At 49.6% G+C, this 20,487-nt stretch carries 23 protein-coding genes; 16 read left to right on the forward strand and 7 right to left on the reverse strand.

The window, feature by feature from the left end; all coding sequences use genetic code 11:
- The 7 genes from L2712_RS17970 to L2712_RS18000 all read left to right on the forward strand — a co-directional run bounded on the left by L2712_RS17970 (position 1) and on the right by L2712_RS18000 (position 6,552).
- Complete coding sequence (locus tag L2712_RS17970) at positions 1-1,254, forward strand: NAD(P)/FAD-dependent oxidoreductase (protein WP_248978600.1); 1,254 nt, start codon at positions 1-3, stop codon at positions 1,252-1,254.
- Positions 1,251-2,024 (forward strand): DUF1365 domain-containing protein, encoded by a 774-nt coding sequence (locus L2712_RS17975; RefSeq protein ID WP_248978601.1) that lies wholly within the window; start codon positions 1,251-1,253, stop codon positions 2,022-2,024. Before L2712_RS17970 ends, L2712_RS17975 begins: the two co-directional genes overlap by 4 nt.
- 89 nt (positions 2,025-2,113) lie before the next feature.
- Positions 2,114-3,394: an SAM-dependent methyltransferase gene (locus L2712_RS17980; protein WP_088904932.1), complete on the forward strand. Its 1,281-nt coding sequence runs from the start codon at positions 2,114-2,116 to the stop codon at positions 3,392-3,394.
- A complete protein-coding gene (locus L2712_RS17985) occupies positions 3,372-3,887 on the forward strand; it encodes a DUF2878 domain-containing protein (RefSeq protein ID WP_248978602.1) in 516 nt (171 codons plus the stop codon). Before L2712_RS17980 ends, L2712_RS17985 begins: the two co-directional genes overlap by 23 nt.
- A gap of 8 nt (positions 3,888-3,895) precedes the next feature.
- Complete coding sequence (locus tag L2712_RS17990) at positions 3,896-4,384, forward strand: chalcone isomerase family protein (protein ID WP_248978603.1); 489 nt, start codon at positions 3,896-3,898, stop codon at positions 4,382-4,384.
- Positions 4,381-4,911 (forward strand): DUF3833 domain-containing protein, encoded by a 531-nt coding sequence (locus L2712_RS17995; protein ID WP_248978604.1) that lies wholly within the window; start codon positions 4,381-4,383, stop codon positions 4,909-4,911. Before L2712_RS17990 ends, L2712_RS17995 begins: the two co-directional genes overlap by 4 nt.
- Positions 4,912-5,166: 255 nt before the next feature.
- Positions 5,167-6,552, forward strand: a complete 1,386-nt coding sequence (locus tag L2712_RS18000; protein ID WP_248978605.1) for an FAD-binding oxidoreductase — start codon at positions 5,167-5,169, stop codon at positions 6,550-6,552.
- Between the two features lie 72 nt (positions 6,553-6,624).
- Here the strand turns inward: L2712_RS18000 and L2712_RS18005 are convergent, their stop codons facing one another.
- The 3 genes from L2712_RS18005 to L2712_RS18015 all read right to left on the reverse strand — a co-directional run bounded on the left by L2712_RS18005 (position 6,625) and on the right by L2712_RS18015 (position 8,780).
- Complete coding sequence (locus tag L2712_RS18005) at positions 6,625-7,191, reverse strand: VOC family protein (protein WP_248978606.1); 567 nt, start codon at positions 7,189-7,191, stop codon at positions 6,625-6,627.
- Between the two features lie 12 nt (positions 7,192-7,203).
- On the reverse strand, positions 7,204-8,175 hold the full coding sequence (locus tag L2712_RS18010) for a DUF3187 family protein (RefSeq protein ID WP_248978607.1): 972 nt from the start codon (positions 8,173-8,175) through the stop codon (positions 7,204-7,206).
- Between the two features lie 65 nt (positions 8,176-8,240).
- Positions 8,241-8,780 (reverse strand): L,D-transpeptidase family protein, encoded by a 540-nt coding sequence (locus L2712_RS18015; RefSeq protein WP_418079192.1) that lies wholly within the window; start codon positions 8,778-8,780, stop codon positions 8,241-8,243.
- Between the two features lie 144 nt (positions 8,781-8,924).
- Between L2712_RS18015 and L2712_RS18020 the strand changes: the two genes are divergently transcribed.
- Positions 8,925-9,752 carry an ion transporter gene (locus tag L2712_RS18020; RefSeq protein WP_248978609.1) on the forward strand — a complete coding sequence of 276 codons (828 nt, stop codon included), beginning with the start codon at positions 8,925-8,927 and terminating at the stop codon, positions 9,750-9,752.
- A gap of 43 nt (positions 9,753-9,795) precedes the next feature.
- Positions 9,796-11,283 (forward strand): MATE family efflux transporter, encoded by a 1,488-nt coding sequence (locus L2712_RS18025; protein ID WP_033540010.1) that lies wholly within the window; start codon positions 9,796-9,798, stop codon positions 11,281-11,283.
- Here the strand turns inward: L2712_RS18025 and L2712_RS18030 are convergent.
- Positions 11,280-11,504, reverse strand: a complete 225-nt coding sequence (locus L2712_RS18030) for a DUF2986 domain-containing protein (protein ID WP_248978610.1) — start codon at positions 11,502-11,504, stop codon at positions 11,280-11,282. The two genes, L2712_RS18025 and L2712_RS18030, sit on opposite strands and share 4 nt — an antisense overlap.
- A 124-nt stretch (positions 11,505-11,628) precedes the next feature.
- Here L2712_RS18030 and yqfB point away from each other — a divergent pair, with 124 nt between their 5' ends.
- The 3 genes from yqfB (at position 11,629) to L2712_RS18045 (ending at position 13,841) form a co-directional block, all read left to right on the forward strand.
- A complete protein-coding gene (gene yqfB / locus L2712_RS18035) occupies positions 11,629-11,961 on the forward strand; it encodes a N(4)-acetylcytidine aminohydrolase (RefSeq protein ID WP_248978611.1) in 333 nt (110 codons plus the stop codon).
- 68 nt (positions 11,962-12,029) lie between these two features.
- The gene (locus L2712_RS18040; RefSeq protein ID WP_248978612.1) at positions 12,030-13,160 is read left to right on the forward strand and encodes a hypothetical protein; all 1,131 of its coding nucleotides are present in this window, start codon (positions 12,030-12,032) and stop codon (positions 13,158-13,160) included.
- Between the two features lie 30 nt (positions 13,161-13,190).
- On the forward strand, positions 13,191-13,841 hold the full coding sequence (locus L2712_RS18045) for an esterase/lipase family protein (protein WP_248978613.1): 651 nt from the start codon (positions 13,191-13,193) through the stop codon (positions 13,839-13,841).
- Between the two features lie 11 nt (positions 13,842-13,852).
- Here the strand turns inward: L2712_RS18045 and L2712_RS18050 are convergent, their stop codons facing one another.
- Positions 13,853-14,296 carry a hypothetical protein gene (locus L2712_RS18050; RefSeq protein ID WP_033540005.1) on the reverse strand — a complete coding sequence of 148 codons (444 nt, stop codon included), beginning with the start codon at positions 14,294-14,296 and terminating at the stop codon, positions 13,853-13,855.
- A 246-nt stretch (positions 14,297-14,542) separates the two neighbouring features.
- Between L2712_RS18050 and L2712_RS18055 the strand changes: the two genes are divergently transcribed.
- From L2712_RS18055 to L2712_RS18070, 4 genes are read left to right on the forward strand one after another with little or no spacing between them, the layout of a single operon-like run.
- Positions 14,543-15,277 (forward strand): DUF1538 domain-containing protein, encoded by a 735-nt coding sequence (locus L2712_RS18055; RefSeq protein ID WP_248978614.1) that lies wholly within the window; start codon positions 14,543-14,545, stop codon positions 15,275-15,277.
- Positions 15,277-16,065: a DUF1538 domain-containing protein gene (locus tag L2712_RS18060; RefSeq protein WP_181404188.1), complete on the forward strand. Its 789-nt coding sequence runs from the start codon at positions 15,277-15,279 to the stop codon at positions 16,063-16,065. Before L2712_RS18055 ends, L2712_RS18060 begins: the two co-directional genes overlap by 1 nt.
- On the forward strand, positions 16,055-16,405 hold the full coding sequence (locus L2712_RS18065) for a P-II family nitrogen regulator (RefSeq protein ID WP_033540002.1): 351 nt from the start codon (positions 16,055-16,057) through the stop codon (positions 16,403-16,405). Before L2712_RS18060 ends, L2712_RS18065 begins: the two co-directional genes overlap by 11 nt.
- On the forward strand, positions 16,402-16,806 hold the full coding sequence (locus tag L2712_RS18070) for a CBS domain-containing protein (protein ID WP_033540001.1): 405 nt from the start codon (positions 16,402-16,404) through the stop codon (positions 16,804-16,806). Before L2712_RS18065 ends, L2712_RS18070 begins: the two co-directional genes overlap by 4 nt.
- 48 nt (positions 16,807-16,854) lie before the next feature.
- On the opposite strand, the gene L2712_RS18075 is transcribed toward L2712_RS18070, so the two are convergent.
- Positions 16,855-17,211: a glutathione S-transferase N-terminal domain-containing protein gene (locus tag L2712_RS18075; RefSeq protein ID WP_033540000.1), complete on the reverse strand. Its 357-nt coding sequence runs from the start codon at positions 17,209-17,211 to the stop codon at positions 16,855-16,857.
- Between the two features lie 181 nt (positions 17,212-17,392).
- A complete protein-coding gene (locus L2712_RS18080; protein ID WP_487250780.1) occupies positions 17,393-20,482 on the reverse strand; it encodes a DUF748 domain-containing protein in 3,090 nt (1,029 codons plus the stop codon).
- Positions 20,483-20,487: the final 5 nt, after the last annotated feature.

Here is a 20,487-nt window from a genome sequence, read left to right on the forward strand (position 1 = left end):
ATGAAAAAAATTGCCATTATTGGCTCTGGGATCTCAGGGTTAACCTGTGCCTATCTCTTGGATAAACATTATGAGGTGACCCTGTTCGAGCATAACGATTATGTTGGTGGCCATACCGCCACAGTGGACCTGCATCACCAAGGGCGGGACTATGCCATCGACACAGGCTTTATCGTGTTTAATGACAGAACATATCCCCATTTCAATCGACTACTGGAGATGTTGGGAATAAGCGGTCAGCCCACAGAGATGAGCTTTAGTGTCCATAACAGACAGAGCGGATTTGAGTACAATGGCCACGGGTTGAACTCGCTGTTTGCTCAGCGCCGTAACCTGTTTCGTCCCCGTTTCTGGCGCTTGATCCGTGAGATATTAAAATTCAATGCCCTTTGTAAGCAAAGTTATGCCGATAACGATATTCCTGAGGGAATGCGTCTGGGCGAATTTTTGCAGTTGCATGGCTTTTCCCGTTTCTTCTGTGAACATTACATCTTGCCCATGGGGGCAGCGATTTGGTCCACCAGTCTGGCCGAGATGGAACAGTTTGAGCTGAAGTTTTTTATTCGTTTTTTCTACAACCATGGCCTGCTCAATATCAGTGACAGACCCCAGTGGTACGTGGTCCCTGGTGGCTCGCGCCAATATGTTAAGGCGATTCTGGCAAGCCTTTCACAGCCGGTGCGCCTCAATAGCCGTATCGACAAGGTGACACGCCAAGACGATAGCGTCCAGCTTTTGATGGCATCGGGCGAGTCACATGAGTTTGATGAGGTGATCTTTGCCTGTCACTCGGACCAAGCTTTGGCCCTGCTGGGAGATGCCAGTGAAGCCGAAAAAGCTGTCTTGGGCGCAATTCCCTATAGTCGCAACGAGGTGGTGCTGCACACGGATGTTGGCATGTTGCCCAATCGGCCCTTAGCCTGGGCAAGCTGGAATTATCGGCTGGACGATAATGTCAGTCGCCCGGCCTGCGTCACCTACAACATGAATATTTTACAGGGCATAGACAGCGACACCACCTTCTGCGTCACCCTTAATCAGAGTGAGGAGATTGACCAGAGCAAGGTGCTGAGAAGCTTTGTCTATCACCACCCTGTGCTGAACGAGGCCAGCTGCCGAGCTCAACAAAGACGTCAGGAGATCTGCGGCCAGCATCATACCCATTTTGTTGGGGCCTATTGGTATAACGGCTTCCATGAAGATGGGGTGCGTAGTGCCTTGGATGTGACCAAACGCTTTGGCATGACCCTATGAGCGCGTTAAAAACCTCGTCTCAGGAGCATAGCGGTATCTACACAGGTCAGGTGCGTCATCGCCGCTTTGGCGAGGTTGAGCATGCCTTTCAATATCGCCTCTTCATGATGGGGCTGGACCTTGATGAACTGCCAGCGCTCACCCAGCGGAGTCGGTTGTTTGGCACAGACTGGTTCAATCCCATTCGATTTAATGAAAAAGATTACCTCAAAAATGAACCTGGCAGCTTAAAGCAACGTATTGGTCACAAAGTCAGAGCATTAGGTGGTAGTTGGCAGGAGAGTAACCGGGTGTTGATGTTAGCCCAGTGCCGCTGCTTAGGGATCTATTTCAGCCCGATTAATTTCTACTTCTGCTATGACGAGCAAGACAGTTGTGAGTATATGTTGGCCGAAGTGAGTAATACGCCTTGGAATCAAAGGCATTACTACTTGTTGAGGTTAGATGGCGAGATGAAGATAAAGAAGGCTTTTCATGTGTCGCCCTTTATGGAGATGGAGATGACCTATCATTGGCGCGTCTCCCCCCCTTCAGCTAAGGCCTTAGTGCATATCGAGAATCACAAAGAGCATAAGGTGTTCGACGCGACCATGGCGCTGACCAGAGAGGCAATAAACCAGAAGAGTTTGTTGCGTACCTGGATAAGCATACCGTCCATGACGGTGAAAATGGTCGCTGGGATCTACTGGCAGGCGCTCAAGCTGTATCTTAAGCGGGTGCCTTTTATTTCCCATCCAGATACGGACGGCGCCAGTGGTTCAATAAAATAGCGACGGCCAGAGTTAGCGAGAACGACTAGCCAGTGTTAGCCAAAACCAATAGTCACAATGTGACGGTATTTTCAGTTAGCGAGGGAGAAATGGAACAGATAGTCAAACAAGAAAACGGTGTAAGGCCTCGCGGCGCGGCAATCTCTGTTGGCACCAACAACAAGTATCGTAATTTGGTGATCCGATTACTGGGTGAACTTGACAATGCTAGCCTTGAGCTTATTGAAGGCGATAATCATCTGGTACTTGGCGACCGTGAGGCGCCCCTAAACGCCCAACTTGTGGTGCATGACCCGCGATTTTACCGGGATGTGATACAAGGTGGCAGTATTGGCGCCGCCGAGGCTTTTCTCGATGGTAAATGGACTAGCCCTAATTTAACGGCTGTGATTCAGGTGATGGCTCGCAACCAGGCGAAGTTGGATGCTATCGAAACTAAAATGGCCTGGCTGACCCGGGTCAAAAACCTGTTCTTGAGACGAAAAAACCTCAATACCGAAACTGGATCTAAGCGCAACATCCTGGCTCACTACGACATAGGTAACGAGCTTTACGAGCGTTTTCTTGATGATTCTATGCTCTATTCTTGCGCCCTCTACAGCGAATCTGCTCAGTCCCTCGCCCAGGCGCAGCAAAACAAGCTGCAAACCATCTGCGACAAATTAGAGCTTAAGCGTGGCGATCATGTAGTGGAGATAGGCACGGGATGGGGCGCGCTAGCGATCTTTATGGCACAGGAATATGGCTGCCGCGTCACCACCACAACCATCTCAGATGCTCAATATCAGTTTGCCAAGGCGCGTATTGAAAAGCTTGGGTTGACTGGGCAGGTAACCTTGCTAAAGCAAGACTATCGCCGCCTGTCTGGCAAGTATGACAAGCTGGTCTCAATCGAGATGATTGAGGCTGTAGGTCATGAATATCTGGGGACTTTCTTTTCCACTTGCTCCAAGCTGCTTAAGGAAGATGGCAAGATGTTGATTCAGGCCATTACTATCAGCGATGGGCGTTACGAGAAATACCGTAAAGGGGTCGACTTCATTCAGAAGTATATTTTCCCCGGAGGTTGCCTGCCGTCGGTAGCCGTGATGGGCGAGCATATTGCTGCGCGTACCGACATGGTGATCTGTGACTTGCAAGATATTGGTCTGCATTATGCCCGAACCCTTAATGACTGGCGTCAGGCATTTGAGCAGGCTTGGCCCGAGCTTAACGCCTTGGGTTATGACGATAACTTTAAGCGCCTATGGCTATTTTACTTCTGCTATTGCGAAGGGGCGTTTAAGGAGCGGGTAATTGCGACTCATCATCTGGTAGCGCGCAAGCCTAGATATAAGGGACTGCAGGATGAAAGCGTTCTGGCTTATTAATCTTGGCTTGTTCCAGCTTGCCTGGTGGTCGGCGGCATTACTGACCGAGTCGGCCAGCTATATCATCGCTGGGCTGATTGTACTGCACTGTCTGTTGTCGCCCAGTTTAAAAGCGGATCTCAGATTAATGGCGCTGCTGCCTCTTGGACTCCTGGTGGATGGTGGACTCATTGCGCTTGGCGTGTTTAGAGGTCTAGAGTCGGCGTTTCCGCTCTGGCTTGTCTTGCTCTGGGTTATCTTCCTGATGAGTCTTAATCACAGTCTCAGGCCCTTGTCGCGGCTGGGACTGCCATGGCTGATGCTTATCGGCGCTTTTGGCGGGGCGGGCAGTTATTGGGCCGGCCTCAACCTTGGCGCGTTAGCCTCTGGGCAGTCTGATCTTAATTTTTGGTTGATCGCAGCGCCGGTTTGGGCCGTGATTTTTCCTTTGTTGTTTTGGGGGCAGGGGCTCTTATCGGCCCAGCAAGCTAAGGCTAACAAGGTCATCAAGTGAGGTGAGTCATGGGCAAATATTTATTGCTACTACTCTTTAGTCTGAGCGCTCAGGCCGCTGATCTCGATAGGTTGCACAAGATAGGTAGCGGCGAGATGCAGTTTATGTTTTGGACCTTATATCGCGCCGAGCTCTACGGCGCAGAGCCGGATTATCAAGCCGCCGGTGATAAGGCGCTGCGGATCAATTACTACCGCGACATCGACAATGATGCGCTTATTGAGGCCACCATAGACCAGTGGCGTCACTTGGGTTACTCAGATGAGCAGATAGTGCGTTGGCAAGCACATATTCAGGGGCTGTGGCCAGATGTGCGTCAGGGAGACAGCCTGACGTTATGGGTCAACACCCAGGGTGACAGTCATTTTTACTTTGGCGACAAGAAACTGGGGCAGATCCAGGATCAGACCTTTGGCGAAGCGTTTCTTTCCATCTGGTTATCTGAACGCACTTCGGAGCCAGAACTAAGACAAGGCCTATTGGGATTAAGACAATGAAAAAATTTGTTTTAGCATGTTTGCTGTTTCCTATGTTGCTGCTTGGTGGCTGCGGTAGTGCATCTTTAGAGGACTACAGTGATACCTCTCCAGCCTTGCATCTCGATGAGTTTTTCGACGGTAAGCTAACGGCCTATGGCATAGTACTTGACCGGTCCGGTACCCTGTTAAGACGTTTCGAAGTGGATATCTTGGCTCACTGGCAAGGCGAAAAGGGAGAGATAAAGGAGTGGTTTCTGTTTGATGATGGTGAGAAGACTCAGCGCACCTGGCAGTTAACCAAGCTTGATGAGAACTCCTATCAAGGGAGTGCTGAGGATGTTGTTGGCACAGCTTTCGGTCGCACCCGAGGCTCCGCCCTGTTTTGGCAATATGAACTTGAGATCCCGGTAGATGGTGAGATCTACCAGGTAACGCTAGACGATTGGATGTTTCTGCTCGATGACAAGCGCTTATTTAACAAGACCGAAATGAGCAAGTTTGGCATTAAAGTGGGAGAAGTTATCCTGTATATCGAGAAGCACTAAAGTTAAACCTCTTTAAAGCTTGTCCTCTATTAACCAATACACCGCTGTTTTAGTGTGAGTCTGGTTATCTAAACTGGCTCACTTCTACTAAGATAAAGACTTATGCTCTTTTAAATTGCCGTAATTAAATCCGTAAATTGACTTCATTACTCTAACTAGCACCAAGATAGTTGTTGAACTTAAGGGAGTGAGCATAGCACTTATTAGCACATACATTGTTTGCGCGACGATGTGACTCATAAGAGGCAGCTTAGTATGAAAGGCTTACAACAATCTCAGGTGGACAGGTTTAAGGCTGAATTTAGTGGCGATGTTATTTTGCCCCAAGACAGCCATTACGATGAAGTGCGACAGATCTGGAATGGCATGATAGATCGAAAACCGGGAATGATAGCCCGATGCACTTCGCCAGACGATGTGGTCAAAGCCGTCAATTTCGGCAGAGAGCATCAATTACTCATCTCGGTTCGCGGCGGTGGACACAATATTGCGGGTAAGGCCTTGTGTGACGATGGCTTGATGATCGATCTGTCACTAATGAAACAGGTCAAGGTCGATCCCGACAAACAAGTGGCTTGGGTTGAGCCGGGCTGTACGCTTGAAGATGTGGACAGTGCCACACAAAAACATGGCCTGGCGACACCTGTGGGGATTAATTCCACCACAGGGATTGCAGGATTAACTTTAGGTGGCGGTTTTGGCTGGTTAAGCCGCAAGTTTGGTATGACTGTCGATAACCTGATCTCTGCCAATGTGGTGACCGCCGATGGAAAACAGCATGTTGCTAGTCAAGCCAGCGAGCCAGAGCTCTTCTGGGGACTTCGTGGTGGTGGCGGTAATTTCGGCATAGTCACTCAATTTGAGTTTAAACTGCACCCTGTGGGGCCTGACCTCCTCAGTGGCTTGATTGTATATCCCTTCGAACAGGCAAAATCAGTTATCAGCCAGTTTGCCAACTTTACCGCTAGCGCACCTGACGATTTGAGTGTCTGGATGGTGGCACGTAAGGCGCCGCCACTGCCATTTTTACCCGAAGCGGTACATGGAAAAGAAGTGGTCGTGCTGGCGATATGCTATGCCGGCGATCCCGCGGAAGGTGAAAAGTTGATCGCACCGCTTCGTCAATTTGGCACACCTGTCGGTGAGCATGTTGGCGTACAACCCTTTGCCGCCTGGCAGCAAGCCTTCGACCCCTTATTGACGCCTGGCGCACGTAATTACTGGAAATCCCACAATTTTACCGATCTTAGTGAAGCGGCTATCGATACGGCCATTGAATATGCCGGCACCCTGCCCACAGATCAGTGTGAGATCTTTATCGCCTCTATAGGTTGTGCTACTTGCCTGCCTGCTGCCGATGCCATGGCGTATTCGGCCCGTGATGCTCAGTACGTGTTAAATGTGCATGTTCGCTGGGAGTCTGCCGATGATGATAAACGCTGTATCGCCTGGGCGCGGGAGTTTTTTGATAAGACCAAACCTTTTGCCAGCGGCGGCGCCTACATCAACTTCCTGACCGATGATGAAACCGATCGCACCGAGGCAGCTTATGGTGAAACCTATGGGCGTTTGCAGCAACTGAAGAAGCAGTACGATCCGAACAATCTATTTAGGGTGAATCAGAACATTAAACCCGCTTAAATCGTGCCTTTGTGACTGAACCAGAAACCAAGTGCCAATCTAACTGGCTACTTGGCTTCTATGGTGATTTAGCTATTTAGCTTCTGAGGCGATAACCGTTTTAATGCCGTGGGGATGAACCTTAATGCAGAGATGTCCTCGTTTGAAGGCGATAGTGGGGTTTGGCAGGCGCTCGTGCTGTCCCTTTGGCGAGCTCATTTTCACCTTAATCTCTGTTTCCTGAGCCAGCACAGGGGCGAGTGTTGGCACCCGCTCGAGTAGCTGCTCACGCAGTGTTTCAATGCTGGTCGCACCGCCAGGCAGCACCAGTTCGATATGCTCCCAACTCTCCATAGGGTACGCTTTGTCGCCAGGATAGGGCAGTTCGACACACTCGATGGATAACTCGCCTAACTGCATTGGTTCGGAAAGTTCGAAGATTAAAATAGGACGGCCATTGATGAGGTTGTTTGAGATCAACTGCCCCCGCTGCAGAAAATAATCTCGCAGTTCATCTGCGGCAGCATTGCTGTTTACCCGAATTGCCACATGATCGCAACTTAAGTCATTTAGTCCTAAATTTGCGATAAAATTCTGAATCTGTTGTGAAAAATCCGCCCAATTTTGAACGAGCTGACTTGTTATGGTTTGATTTTGCATTTTGCAGAAACCCTATTTGATTCTGTGTCTTAAAGAAAGCGTAAATGAGATATCAGCACTGTTATCCATATTGAAGATATTTTCTAATATGACAAATTCTAGTGATGTTTTCTGCCAGTTATAACGATACCCAAGAACAATTTCGTTAGAGGGGTCAGAGATATCGGCAATGTTGCTCGCTGAGCCTTCATACCAATGATGTTCGAACATGAGTTCCTGATTGTCATCCAGGTCATATTGGTAACCGAATAGCATGGCAAAGGTGGTGTTACGATAGGGTAATTGGGCAAATACCTCTTCGTTGTGGCGATATGAAACCCCAAGGCTGGTGTAAATATGATGACTACGATTCTGATAGCTGTAGTTTAATTGAAGTCCCTGTTCGAATCTTGAGTCTTTAAAAGGGCCTGAGCCCACATGATTGTAATAGAGACTTCCCCCGACAGAGAGGCCGTGATGGGGAGTTTGGATAAGCTGATATTGAGCGTAGAAGCTGAATGCGCTGGATAAGGTTTCACCTTCAAAATCGGTCACCTTGATGCCGTATTCAGGAATAATAATGTTGTTTTGATTGTGCTTAATTTTATCTCGTCCGTTCGCATCGAGACCAAATAGTGTGTGAAATTTATCGGTGACATTATCCAAATGGTTATTGGCGGAAAAATTCCAACGATATTGAATGTTTGCTTGCCATTTTTCCGTAAACTGCCATTTGGTGCCCATCAGTACACTATTTTGATAGTAGTCCGCATGATATACCTCATTTTCAGCCCAAACACTGGAGCTCGTCGCCGAAACATAGAACTCTTTGGTTTGGTGCGCCAAACTGAAACCAGAACGCAATTGTGGCGATAACGAATTAGATTGCAGTGGCGACTGGGCATAGGTCATTAATGGACCTAAATTTGTGGCGTTTGCCAGTGATAAGGCGGGGGTAAGCGCTGCTAAGGTGGCTAGGGTAATGATTTCATTTCTGAATGTCATTATACATACTCCTTAGGGCATGGTGGGGCGATTGCGAATGATGGTTATTAGATAAAGTTAACCGTTTACGGCCAGATCTCTATGGGGGTGCCGGTATCGACGGCGCGCCACAGTTCGTCTATCTCTTCGTTCTTGATAGCGATGCAGCCGTCGGTCCAGTTGAGGCGCTGGGCTTCGTCCGGGGTGAGTGAGGAGTTAGGATTCTGGCCGTGGATCATGATCTGTCCACCGGGATCGATACCCAGGGCGGCGGCTCTGAGCTTGTCCTCATCATTTGGGTAGGAGATATGAATGGCGCGGTAGTAGGCGCTGTCGGCCTTTTTATAGTCAAGAATATAGCGACCTTCAGGGGTGCGCTGATCGCCCTCTTGTTGTTTGTGACCCACAGGGCGATCGCCCAGGGCTATCTTGTAACGTCTAACAACTTTACCTTGGCGCATCAATAGCATACTGGCTTCAGATTTATTGACCACCACAAGATCGACCTTGCCCAGCTGGCTCTTGCTGGCACTGTGTGGTGAGCTCAAGCCACTCGATTGCGCCCAGGTAACCCCCACTGGGGCGAGCAGGCAAAGCAGCAGGAGTTGTTTAAAAAATGTCTGCATCATCTTGGTTCGGTAAAATAAAGCCACAACTTGGGTGTTCATCATACCTTATTTTAGATTAAGCTGGATCGGTTAATTCGATGTTGCTGCCGGTGACATCTGGTATGCGCCTCTAGGCGAGAGTCATAAGGATTTTTGATTGCGATGGACGATATCCCCGAAGAGACACTGAAACTAAAGCTAAGGCAGATCATCTTTGGTACAGACACAAAGGCGGGGCGGTATTTCGATATCAGCCTCATCGTCTGTATCGTGCTGAGTGTTGCCTTAGTATTTGTTGATACCATTGACAGTATTCACAGTCGTTATGGCGAGTGGATCCGTATCGCCGAGTGGTGCTTTACCGGCATCTTCACCATAGAGTACCTGCTCAGACTTTACTGCTCGGCTCAGCCGGTGCAATATGCCCGCAGCTTCTACGGCGTAGTGGACTTGCTCTCTATCTTGCCAAGTTATTTGGCGCTCCTTTTCCCTGGAGCCAGCTTTACCCTCGTTATTCGTGTGCTGCGTCTGTTTCGGATATTTCGAGTGCTTAAGCTGCTGCGCTATCTCAGTGAGGGGAACCTCTTGCTGCGCGCCATGATGCAGTCGGGTCGCAAGGTGTTTCTGTTTTTCTTCTCTGTCAGCCTGATCGTCATGGTGCTCAGTGCCATCATGTATGTGGTGGAGGGGCCGGAGCATGGTTTCACCTCCATGCCTAAGTCGATTTACTGGACCATAGTGACCATCACTACAGTGGGTTATGGCGATATTACGCCGCAGACCACTCTGGGGCAGGGGATAGCCGCGTTAACCATGCTGATCGGTTACTCAATTATCGCCATCCCTACAGGTATCTTGACCTCTGAGATCTCACAGGAGATGGTGCGTAAGAAAGATCTGCGCCGTTGTAGCAACTGCCTTAAGATGGGACACGAAGTGTCAGCCCTCTACTGTGATAAGTGTGGCAGCGAACTGGAAACCGATCTTTAGAAGTTTTTGTCTGTGCCAATAGCCAAGGAATAACAATAGAATTATGACCACTGCAAAGTTTGTGCAGGGCTCTATTATGCGCCACATCTGGGTAATGAGTTCTACCGCCGCAATAGGGGTATCGGCGCTGTTTGTCGTCGATCTTATCGACATCTTTTTCCTCAGTATGTTGGGGGAGCAGGAGCTGGCTGCTGCGGTGGGCTATGCCGGCACTATTTCCTTTTTTACCACTTCTATCGGTATCGGCTTAGCTATCGCACTTGGCGCCTTGGTGTCACGAGCTGTGGGGGCAAAAGAGTTTGAACTGGCTAAACGGTTATTGCTCAATAGCGCCGTCGTAACCGTGTTGGTGGCGACTTTGGTGTCCCTGGTGGTGACTTGGTATATTCCTGAGCTGCTTACCTTAGTGGGAGCCAGTGGGCGTACTGCCGAATTGGCGGCGAGTTATCTCTATATCTTAGTGCCTTCCATGCCCATTATCTGTTTGGCTATGGCTCTGGGCGCTGCGCTGCGCGCGGTTGGCGATGCCAAACTGTCTATGCTGTCGACGCTGGCCGGTGGTGGCGTAAACTTGCTATTCGATCCCATCTTTATTTTTTTGTTGGCCATGGGCATTGAGGGCGCGGCGCTGGCTTCTGTGCTCGCGCGCCTTACCGTGCTCGTGGTTGCCGCTCGCGGTGTAGTGGTGAAACATAAGCTGTTTGGCCGCTTCGATCTAACCGCTTTCAAGCAGGATATTAAGCCTATCTTTGCCATTGCGGGCCCTGCCATGATGACTAATATTGCGACCCCGATAGGTAATGCTGTGGTGACCAGGGCCATTGCCGATTTTGGTGATAGCTATGTGGCGGCTTGGGCTGTGATTGGCAGGTTGACGCCGGTGGCCTTTGGCATGATCTTCGCGCTGAGTGGCGCCATCGGCCCCATCGTTGGGCAGAATTTTGGTGCGCAGGAGTATGCTAGGGTACGACAGAGTCTGACCAAGGCGCTGCAATTTTGCGCCATCTACGTGGTTTCGGTCTCGCTGTTGTTGCTTCTGCTTCAGGAGCAGATAGTGACCCTGTTTGCCATGCAGGGGGAGAGCGCCGAGTTGATCCGCTTCTTCTGCCGTTATATTGCCGTGTTTTTTGTGTTTTCAGGGGCATTATTCGTGGCCAATGCCTCGTTTAATAACTTGGGCAAAGCTAAATATTCGACCCTGTTTAACGTAGGTAAGGCGACGCTGGGTACCATACCTTTCGTCTATTATGGCGGCCAGCTTGGGGGCGTCGAAGGGGTGTTGATAGGTCAGGTGCTCGGAGCGATCCTCTTTGGGGTCCTGGGGGTATGGACTGCCTATCGTCTGGTGGATAAGGTGCAAAATGGCGCCGTGCAAGAAAGTGCTAACGATGATCTGAATGAGGAACTGAGCCCGAGTAGCCCAAACCCACTCTCTTCATCCTGCGCCCAAATGGCGCAGATCAGTGAAGAGCAAGATTGTGAAGCGAGTAACAAAGTGACCGAGTTAGTGGTCGGTCAGGAGCGAGATTAAGCCTCTGAGTTATCACTTTCTTGAGTCGGAGTTTCTTGCTCCTCGCTCTTGGCTTTTTCGGCAGCGTTTGCTTTAGCGGCCATTTCAGCTTGCTCTTGAGCCAGCATCTTGGCGCGATCGCCTTTAGAGATATATTTCTTCACTGTCGGCGGCGTATGTTTGTTGTGACGGGCTTTGGCTCTTTTTGCCGTCTTTTTAAGCATCTTTTGTTTCTTGTTCATACTTCCACCAGGGTCTTTGATTCAGATAAAATAAGGGTTTAAACCCAGATAGCTTAAACCGGGGGCGGATTTTAACCTAATCTGTGCCAAGCGGCTATAGGCAAAGATAGCAGATAGAGGAAATATGGCTTCATTAAGCTGTGATGGCAAGATCACCTTCTTTGAGCGTTTCGAGGCAGATATTTTAAGTGGTGCTAAAACTATCACCCTTAGGGATGAGAGCGAGTCTCATTTTTCCCCAGGGCAGGTGTTGTCAGTGTCGACCTTTGAAACCGGGAGACATTTTTGCGACATTCAAGTGCTGCGGGTCGAAAAGCTCGCCTTTGATGCATTAAACTCGCGGCACGCCGAGCAGGAGAATATGACGCTGGAGCAGTTAAAGGCGGTGATCACTGAGATATATGGCGAGATTCAGACACTGTACCTGATTGAATTTCAGTTGATGAATTCTCAGTAAGCTTAGTATTGCGAGTGGTACATTAACCAGCTTCAATGATTGGCGTTGAAGACGAATGGATGCGAAAAATGACTAGATATTTAACAGCTTGCTGTACGGCTCTATTTTTATTTTTGTCAGCAAATGGTTGGGCAGAAGAGTCCCTTGAGCAAATTAATCGCGATATTAATTACCTGAGAGAAAATGTCATTCAGGTGTTTGATTATAGCGGTCAGGATATTCAAACTGCCGAACAGGTGATATCGCAACTGAGTCAAGTGCTACAGACCAATGAGTGGAATATAGAGGGTCAGGTACTGTTAAGAAGAGTCAGGGGCTTGAGTCTGAAGAACATTAACATGTACAGGTTAAACTCTGGCCAAAGAGTCGATTATGTTCAGTCTGAGATGGCCTTAGAAGATATCGAGTTTGTTAGTCAACAGACCGGCTCTCATCACATACTCTACGCCGGTGGTCATGTGGCAATGCATCTGCTTAATTATCCCGTTAAAGCCTATGATTTATGGCAAAGGTGTGCCGAAAGTGGCCATGCTGGTTGCATGAATATTATGGCGACCCACAGGTTTACAGGAGAAAACGGCTTACCCGTTGATGTCAGTCAAACGGTGAAATGGCATCAAAAAGTCTATCAAACTGGGATAGACTTTATTTGCGCTGGTGTGTATTCAGCAATCAATCTAGGTGAGTTGGCTTTCCTTTTTGACGATATCGATACGGGGGCTGATTGGCAGCAATGGCGTGAAAGAAGAGAATCCTTACTCAAAGAGGTCATTAAGCGATCCGGTGATGAGTACCTTTGTCCTATGGGGGCTTCTTATTTTAGAGACTTTGTATTCCAGTCCATTGAGAGCGAGCCTGATTGGGACATGCTTGATTTAGCGATGAGGCATTTGCCTGAAGCCAGTGAAAAAGAAACACTGGAAATCATCAAGCAGAATATGAATTTATCCAATGCTATTGAGCATTTGGCCTTAATTAACAATCCCATAGAGCAGTGTTCATTGACCTTGAGTTTACTTTTGTATGCCCAGCACAACGGATTGGAGTCGGCTAGCCAAGCCTTACAAAATCACATGACAACACTAAGCACGGATGATTGCCCTTGGGAATTTGCTTTGTTACAACGCATTCAGAATCGTGGTCGTTGGCAAAGTGTTGGCAGGCAAAGGCTGAACTCGTCTGAGTCGACGATGGACTAAGTTGATTAAGCGTAAGTGGCAGATAATACGATGACAAGCAACTCTGAATCAGTGGTCTTATTGCATGGTTTAGCCCGCACGCGAGGCTCGATGGAGAAGATGGCGGCCGCCTTGTCGGATCTTGGTTATCACTGCGTGAACCTTGGCTATCCTTCAACACGTTTCGATATTCAGACGCTTGCGGCCGAGCACATAGACAAGGCGTTGAAAGCTTGCCGTGGCGATAAGATCCATTTCGTGACCCATTCAATGGGGGGCATCTTGGTGCGTCAGTACCTAAGCCTCAACCCTCTGCCTGCCCTTGGCCGCGTGGTGATGTTAGGCCCGCCCAATCAGGGGAGCGAGGTTGTGGATAGCCTAAAGCATTTTCCGGGATTTAAGTGGATCAACGGCCCGGCCGGAATGCAGCTTGGCACAGAAAGAGATAGTGTGCCCAACAGCTTAGGCCCGGCAAATTTTGAACTTGGGGTGATTGCCGGAACCCGCAGCATCAATCTATTACTGTCGACGCTATTGCCAGCTCCCAATGATGGTAAGGTCTCGGTGGCTAACACTAAGCTTGATGGCATGCGGGATCATATTAGTCTGCCCGTGACTCACCCCTTTATGATGAATAGCGGAGCTGTGATTGCTCAGACAGCCCATTTTTTAGCCCACGGCCGTTTTAGTCACGAGGCCTAAGATAAGCTGGCTTAATGGTTGTCGGCAAACTTGCTGATGTCGGCATCGGTCGCGCCGTCGTTGCATTCACCACGGATCTCGCCGCGTCCTTCTTCTATGATGCGGCTCAGTTCCAGATAACCTTCACGGCAGTATCCTGTCATGGCGATGGTCTTCTCCAGGCCTAGTTCTATCTGCTCTGTCCAGCGACTTAAATCAGGCTGATAGATAGAGCGTTTGTTACTGCCCGAACGTTTCATTCTTTCAATCTGCCTGACGCGCTGCATATGGGGCTGTTCTAGAGTCGGCAGTTCGGCGTATTTGACTCTATAGGTGAATAGCTTAATACCATTGCCCTTGATGGCGGTTTGAAAGGTATCTTCGACTCGGATGTTGAAATCGTCCACATCGCGTTTGCTGGCGCAGCCACTCAGGCTGATAAGCAAGATGAAACAGAGTAATGAGCGTATTGGCATTTGATTGTTATCTTTATTTCGCTGGTTATTAGTCTTAGCTATGCGTTACTCGAGGAGCATACCCCAATTGTCAGGGGATAGCACCCCAAGTTAACAGACTTACTTTGGCTGACTTTCTCTGCTTAACTTGATGTCGCTCACGTAAATGCGGGGTTTTGTGAAAAAAATGTTGTTATTTGTTAGCGTGTTGGCACACTCAAGGTAAGGGGAAATGTGTTAGGAGTTCCTCAATGCTAAGGAGTCTGCATGTCGGCCTTGATCAGCCTGTTTCGCTCATTACTCGGTAGTTTTCGAGATCTGGTGCCTATCATCTGTGTCGTGGCATTCTTTGAGATATTTGTGCTGCAACAGGCTCCGGCAAACCTGGCCGAGATCCTACTTGGCTTAGTGTTTATCGTTTTTGGCCTCACTTTCTTCGTATTCGGTCTCGAGATGGGGCTATTTCCCATTGGTGAGTCTTTGGCTCAGGCGCTGGCGCGTAAAGGCAGTGTCTTCTGGTTAGTCGTCTTCTCCTTCTCCCTCGGCTTTGGTACTACGCTTGCAGAGCCGGCTTTAACCGCCGTGGCTAACGAAGCCGCCGAGGTGGCGGCTAACTCAGGTGCTATCGGTGAGAGTGTTGAGGCGATGGATCGTTATGCCATGGGACTCAGGCTGACTGTGGCCATCTCTGTGGGGCTGGCTATTCTGCTCGGGGTGGTTCGTATCCTCAAAGGCTGGCCAATTCATTATCTGATCATCGGCGGTTACCTGTGTGTCATGGTGCTGACGGCGTTTGCCCCGGAAAATATTATCGGTATCGCCTATGACTCTGGTGGCGTTACCACCTCCACCATTACCGTGCCCTTGGTGACCGCCTTGGGCGTCGGGTTGGCCAGTGTAATTAAGGGGCGAAACCCTATGCTAGATGGCTTTGGCCTGATCGCCTTTGCCAGTCTGACACCTATGATTTTCGTCTTGCTCTATGGCATGTGGGTGTTGTGATGAACTATCTCAGTACTATGCTCGACACACTGTTATTGACCGCCCGTGATGTGGTGCCGATAGCGGTTATTTTGTTTGGTTTTCAGCTTGGGGTGCTTAAGCGTGCCATCGCCAATTGGCGCCGGGTGTTGTTGGGTTTTGTCTATGTGATCATTGGGCTCAGCCTGTTCCTAGTGGGGCTGGAACTAGCGCTGTTTCCTATCGGGCAGAGTATGGCCAGTCAATTAACCTCGCCGGACTTCCTTCACCCCGAGGGTGGCGATGCGCCCTTTATTTGGCAAGACTACCTTTGGGTCTATCTGTTTGCCGCCGCCATAGGGTTTAGCACCACAATTGCCGAACCCTCATTGATCGCCGTGGCAATCAAGGCCAACGAAGTATCGGGCGGCGCCATCGGCATTCAAGGGCTTAGGATCTCAGTTGCCATAGGTGTCGCCATGGGGATATCACTGGGCTGTTTTCGTATCGTAGTGGGCGATCCTATTCATTACTACATCATGGCTGGCTATGTGCTGGTGGTGATCCAGACCTATTATGCCCCTAAGATGATAGTGCCTCTGGCCTATGATTCGGGCGGGGTCACTACTTCGACCGTGACGGTTCCCTTGGTGGCGGCGCTTGGCCTGGGCTTGGCAACCAATGTAGCAGGGCGCGACCCACTTATCGATGGCTTTGGCTTGATTGCCTTTGCTAGCCTGTTTCCTATGATCACTGTGATGGGTTATGCCCAGCTAGTGGAATTCTTAAGTCAGCGAAAATCCGCTAAGGAGCGAGACCATGCGCTTTAAACTTATCGTCGCCTTTGTCGATGACACCTGTACCGATACCGTGCTTGATGCGGCGCGAGAGGCGGGCGCCACGGGGGCTACAGTGATTAACCATGCCCGCGGTGAAGGACTGGAAAAGAAAAAGACTTTCATGGGGTTGGGGCTGGATATTCAGCGTGATGTGATCCTCTGGTTGGTAGAGGAGCATATGAGTCGCAGCATTTTGGAAACCATTTGCCGGGTAGGGGAGTTCGACACTAACCCAGGGCAGGGAATTGCTATACAGATAGATGTGGAGGACGCCGTGGGTGTCGCCCACCAAGTCGAAAAACTCAGCAAAGAGATTGAGGATCAACTATGAAACCAAGCAGGCTAATTAAGAACAGTGACGTCATGAAAGACAGTTATGTGATGGTCGATGGTCTGCATACCGTAGCAGAGGCGATCAAGTTAGCGGTGGGCAATGATGTCAGTATGCTTTTGGTCAATAAACGCCACGAGCATGACGAATATGGCATGGTATTGATGAGCGACATCGCGCGTAAGGTGTTGGCAAAAGACAAATCGCCAGAGCGGGTTAATGTCTATGAGATCATGATAAAACCTGTGCTATCTGTGCACGCCGACATGGACATTCGCTATACCGCCAGGTTATTCGAACGCTTTGGCATCAACAAGGCGCCTGTGATTGAGGCAGGTAAGATCCTTGGTGTCGTAACCTACGATGATATCGTCCTTAAAGGGATGATGCCTCATCTTTAAGCTTAGGTTTGGTCAATAAAAAGGGCACCTTTTGGTGCCCTTAATCGCTTAAGCGAAACGTTTATTGAGATAATCTATGATATCTGAAGATTCATACATCCATTTAGTTTCACCAGCTTCTTCGATGCGTAAACAAGGTACCTTAGCTAGGCCACCTTGTTCTACCAGTGTCTGCTGATGATCTGTCTGCTTGGCATCTATGGTCGCGATATTTAATCCCTGACGACGAATGGCTCGGCGTACCTTGACGCAGAAGGGGCAGGCGGCGTACTGATACAGTTGCAGGCTTTGGGTCTGCTCATCGACTTTGGCTTGCTCGGCCAGCGGACGTTGGCGCTTCTTAGGGGTAAAGACAAAATTCAGAAACAGGATAATTCGACCTAAAACCCAACGAACAATAAACATTAACGACTCCTCTACGTTTTTGATGGAGCGGATTCTATCGCAAGCGTGATTGAGATCAAAGCCCTGAGCTTAAATGTGAACTCATAAGGAAAAAAGGAGCGGATTTTATTGGCTAGGGGGATGAAAGGGTATTAAAAAGCGGCCAAGAGTTTACCTTGGCCGCTGTGTGACAATTGCTTATTTACTGGGCGCTGAGGGTGAGCAGAGCCTGAGGTGCGCTGGTATCGAGCGCGGCTTGACTGTCGAGAACAAAGACCCGTCCAGCATCAACCTTAGCTTCTTCAATCAGATATTGTTTGACCGCCAATGCGCGCTGCTGGGCGAGCAGGCCAAGGGCATCGTCAGTGAGTTGCTGTGCAGATACCAGATAGTTGTATAGGGCGATGTGCCAACGGGTTTGCAGCTCCTCTTGGCTTACCTCCTGCTCGGTGTTTCGCTGCTTTATCTCTTTGAGTATCTCCTCGGGATCCCGCAGTAATGTTTTCTCATAGAGAGACTTAAGCGCATCCGATAGCACGCCCTTGGTGGGGAAGGTGCTGGCGGTGAGATCTGCTGGCAGAGCCGTTTCTTCAATCTTAGCCTCGGTGATGAGCGCTTGATGCAGCTGAGCTGTCATCAGGGCTTGGCTGTCACGGGTAAGATCTACTGCTCCCTTGGCGCTGACGGTCAGCTTAGGTCTGTCTGCCAAGCCCTTAGACAGCTTGGTTAGTAGAGACTGGCTCTCTTCAGGGAGCTGTGCTTGACCAGGCTCAAAGGCTACTTTGTCGAGCTCATCGTCCGAGCCCAGCAGTCCAGCCAGCAGACTAAAGGGAGCCGTCACGGCTTTGGTTATCACATTGGTAATGGCGGTGGCGATGATGCTGCCAAAGCTAAAGTCCGGTTCGTTGAGATCGCCAGAGACCTGCAGTCCAAGATCTATGACCCCATGTCTGTCCTGCAGCAGGGCGATGGCTAGGGTGACCGGGAGTGAGGTAGCCAGACTCGAGTCGCTCTTCTTGCCTAATTGGAGCTGGTCGACCACCAAGTGGTTGTCTCCTACCAGTTGATTGTTTTCTAGCTGATACTTTAAATCCAGTGACATCAGACCTTTATCGATATAGTAGCCCGCATAAGTCCCGGAATAGGGGTTCACCGAGGTGAGCTCAACATGTTTAAAGCTAAGATCCAGGTCCAGATAGGGCAGCTCCAGTAGCGGATTGATCTCACCTTTTAAGGTGACCGGAGCGTATCTGTCTATCTTACCTTTGATATCGACACCTGCCGCCTTGTCACTGCCTGACGAGAGATTGGCGATACTGCCTGCGAGCTGCTCTATGCTGGCGGCGAAGTTGGGCGTTAAGGAGTTGTCGGCAAAGAAGGTTGAGCCATCTTTAAAGAGGACCTTATTGACGCTCAGTGCCATAGGTTTGGCCGCCTGTGCAGTGTCATCCGCAGGTGTGTCTTTCACACTCTCTTGGTCTGGAGTATCGCTTGCGACCAGAAGATCTTGAAAGTTTGTGGTGCGATCTTCGTTAATGACAATACGGCCGTAGGGTTTACTCAAGGTCACTTGATCTATGGCCAGGCTATTTTCCTGTTTATCGAAGATCAGCTGATTCACATCCAGTTGCTGCCACTTGACCAGCGTCTTGTTGGCCATAGTATCTTTGACCTGGAGTTCGTCCACCTGCAGCGCTCCCTGATAGTTCATTTGCCCACTGGCGTCGGCAGTCAGCGTTCCTTGGCTGCTCAAGCGACCGCTATCCACCTTGATATTGACGTAAGGTGCAAGATAGGACTGGAACCAGTTAAGACCTAGGTCAGAAAGGGCCACCTGGGTGCTGACCGTTTTAGCGAGCGCGTTGACCTGTCCCTGACTCTGTAGCTTGGCTTGTTGATTAATCACCAGCGCCAGTTGGTAGTCGATAGGCTGGCTCAGGCTGTCGTCTACAGGCCCTGTGGTCAGCTCGAACTGCTCAATTTGCCAGTGGTTCTCATCTTTAAACAGTTGCTCGGTAAGATTAAGTTGATAGTTACTGAGGGCGATTTGGCTTAGCTTTGCATGCCAGCTTGGCGCACCGGTTTCAGCCTCAGCCAGTGGGGCCTCTGTATCTGGCTTGTCGGCGCTTGCTTGCTCGTCGCTGCTCTTAGGCGCAGAGGCTGGCGCTGGTGAATCCCCGCTGGATTTAGGGGCGAGCAACATGGCTAAGTCTATCCCTTTATCGTCGAGGCGGGCATTGACTGTTAGGTCTTCAGATTGCAAAGCGTCGACTTCAAGGTTCTGGCTAGCAAGATCGGCGTTGATGTTAACCAGAGCCAAACGGCCAAGGGTGATCAGCGGCTGTTGCTCATGAGTGAGCCGCAGGGCGTTAAAGCTGAGCTCTCCTTGGGTTGAGCTGGCTTCTAGTTTGTCATCGACCAGAGAGACACGGTAATGAGTGGCGAAGTCCACATAGCCTTGGTCGAGAGAAACATCAAAGTATTCATCAATAAAGGGCCAAAGCTGCGGCAGGTCGATATGGGTCAGACTGATATCACCAATCAGATCGAAAGGTGTCAATTGAACCTGACCTGTGAGGGCTATTTTGCCACCATGAGCACTGTGGAATTCCATATGGTAGCGGTTGACCTTATCGCCGTTCTGGCTATCAATCTGGGTTTCGGCTATGGGGTTGTGTGAGTCGAAACTGGCGACCTTGAGGTTAACCTTGGGGTAGCTTACTTCGCCTTGGGTTATCTCGTCGATGAGCTGCAGGTTCGCATCGACAATTGCGAGGTTATGCAAGATAAAATGGGGGATCGCTTCGCCGGTTTCTGGTTCTGGCGCTGGGTCGGCTTTCCCGTTTTGGGCTAACGTTTCCAGGATATCGGAGAAATTAAACCGCAGCGGTTGCTCACTTTGGACGCGTTTAATCTTAGCATGGGGGCGATCTAAAGTGATATCGGTTAGGCTCAGGCCTTGCTGAAACAGAGAATCCCAAAACTGGATGTTCAGGTTGAGGGCGTTAAAGCCGACAAAGGCTTGGTCATCTTTTTCATTGATGGCAAATCCCTTGAGCCCGACTTCTAAGGTAAAAGGATTGATCTTCACCTCTGCCAGCGCCACGGGTCTTTGCAACTGCTTGGATAGCTGTTTTGGGACTTGTTGGGTCAAAACATAAGGAAGCAGTAGACCCAATAATAGGGTCCATGTTAAATACAGGGTAAGACTGATACCAATATATCGTTGATATTTAGGTAACTGCTTATATTTTTGTCCTAATAGAGTAAAAAAAGATGGGACGGAAGACATAATGA

Origin of the sequence: Shewanella marisflavi (assembly GCF_023283925.1) — a bacterium.
GTDB lineage: Bacteria > Pseudomonadota > Gammaproteobacteria > Enterobacterales > Shewanellaceae > Shewanella > Shewanella marisflavi.

What these genes read in the sequence shown, in the direction of transcription:
- L2712_RS18070 (WP_033540001.1), top strand. Translation starts at nt 16,402, where the DNA reads ATGAAACCAAGCAGGCTAATTAAGAACAGTGACGTCATGAAAGACAGT.
- L2712_RS18020 (WP_248978609.1), top strand. Translation starts at nt 8,925, where the DNA reads ATGGACGATATCCCCGAAGAGACACTGAAACTAAAGCTAAGGCAGATC.
- L2712_RS18075 (WP_033540000.1), bottom strand. Translation starts at nt 17,211, where the DNA reads ATGTTTATTGTTCGTTGGGTTTTAGGTCGAATTATCCTGTTTCTGAAT.
- L2712_RS18050 (WP_033540005.1), bottom strand. Translation starts at nt 14,296, where the DNA reads ATGCCAATACGCTCATTACTCTGTTTCATCTTGCTTATCAGCCTGAGT.
- L2712_RS17970 (WP_248978600.1), top strand. Translation starts at nt 1, where the DNA reads ATGAAAAAAATTGCCATTATTGGCTCTGGGATCTCAGGGTTAACCTGT.
- L2712_RS18065 (WP_033540002.1), top strand. Translation starts at nt 16,055, where the DNA reads ATGCGCTTTAAACTTATCGTCGCCTTTGTCGATGACACCTGTACCGAT.
- L2712_RS18040 (WP_248978612.1), top strand. Translation starts at nt 12,030, where the DNA reads ATGACTAGATATTTAACAGCTTGCTGTACGGCTCTATTTTTATTTTTG.
- L2712_RS18060 (WP_181404188.1), top strand. Translation starts at nt 15,277, where the DNA reads ATGAACTATCTCAGTACTATGCTCGACACACTGTTATTGACCGCCCGT.
- L2712_RS17975 (WP_248978601.1), top strand. Translation starts at nt 1,251, where the DNA reads ATGAGCGCGTTAAAAACCTCGTCTCAGGAGCATAGCGGTATCTACACA.
- L2712_RS18045 (WP_248978613.1), top strand. Translation starts at nt 13,191, where the DNA reads ATGACAAGCAACTCTGAATCAGTGGTCTTATTGCATGGTTTAGCCCGC.
- L2712_RS17985 (WP_248978602.1), top strand. Translation starts at nt 3,372, where the DNA reads ATGAAAGCGTTCTGGCTTATTAATCTTGGCTTGTTCCAGCTTGCCTGG.
- L2712_RS18055 (WP_248978614.1), top strand. Translation starts at nt 14,543, where the DNA reads ATGTCGGCCTTGATCAGCCTGTTTCGCTCATTACTCGGTAGTTTTCGA.
- L2712_RS18000 (WP_248978605.1), top strand. Translation starts at nt 5,167, where the DNA reads ATGAAAGGCTTACAACAATCTCAGGTGGACAGGTTTAAGGCTGAATTT.
- L2712_RS18025 (WP_033540010.1), top strand. Translation starts at nt 9,796, where the DNA reads ATGACCACTGCAAAGTTTGTGCAGGGCTCTATTATGCGCCACATCTGG.
- L2712_RS17990 (WP_248978603.1), top strand. Translation starts at nt 3,896, where the DNA reads ATGGGCAAATATTTATTGCTACTACTCTTTAGTCTGAGCGCTCAGGCC.
- L2712_RS18010 (WP_248978607.1), bottom strand. Translation starts at nt 8,175, where the DNA reads ATGACATTCAGAAATGAAATCATTACCCTAGCCACCTTAGCAGCGCTT.
- L2712_RS18080 (WP_487250780.1), bottom strand. Translation starts at nt 20,482, where the DNA reads ATGTCTTCCGTCCCATCTTTTTTTACTCTATTAGGACAAAAATATAAG.
- L2712_RS18015 (WP_418079192.1), bottom strand. Translation starts at nt 8,780, where the DNA reads ATGCAGACATTTTTTAAACAACTCCTGCTGCTTTGCCTGCTCGCCCCA.
- L2712_RS17980 (WP_088904932.1), top strand. Translation starts at nt 2,114, where the DNA reads ATGGAACAGATAGTCAAACAAGAAAACGGTGTAAGGCCTCGCGGCGCG.
- L2712_RS18030 (WP_248978610.1), bottom strand. Translation starts at nt 11,504, where the DNA reads ATGAACAAGAAACAAAAGATGCTTAAAAAGACGGCAAAAAGAGCCAAA.
- yqfB (WP_248978611.1), top strand. Translation starts at nt 11,629, where the DNA reads ATGGCTTCATTAAGCTGTGATGGCAAGATCACCTTCTTTGAGCGTTTC.
- L2712_RS17995 (WP_248978604.1), top strand. Translation starts at nt 4,381, where the DNA reads ATGAAAAAATTTGTTTTAGCATGTTTGCTGTTTCCTATGTTGCTGCTT.
- L2712_RS18005 (WP_248978606.1), bottom strand. Translation starts at nt 7,191, where the DNA reads ATGCAAAATCAAACCATAACAAGTCAGCTCGTTCAAAATTGGGCGGAT.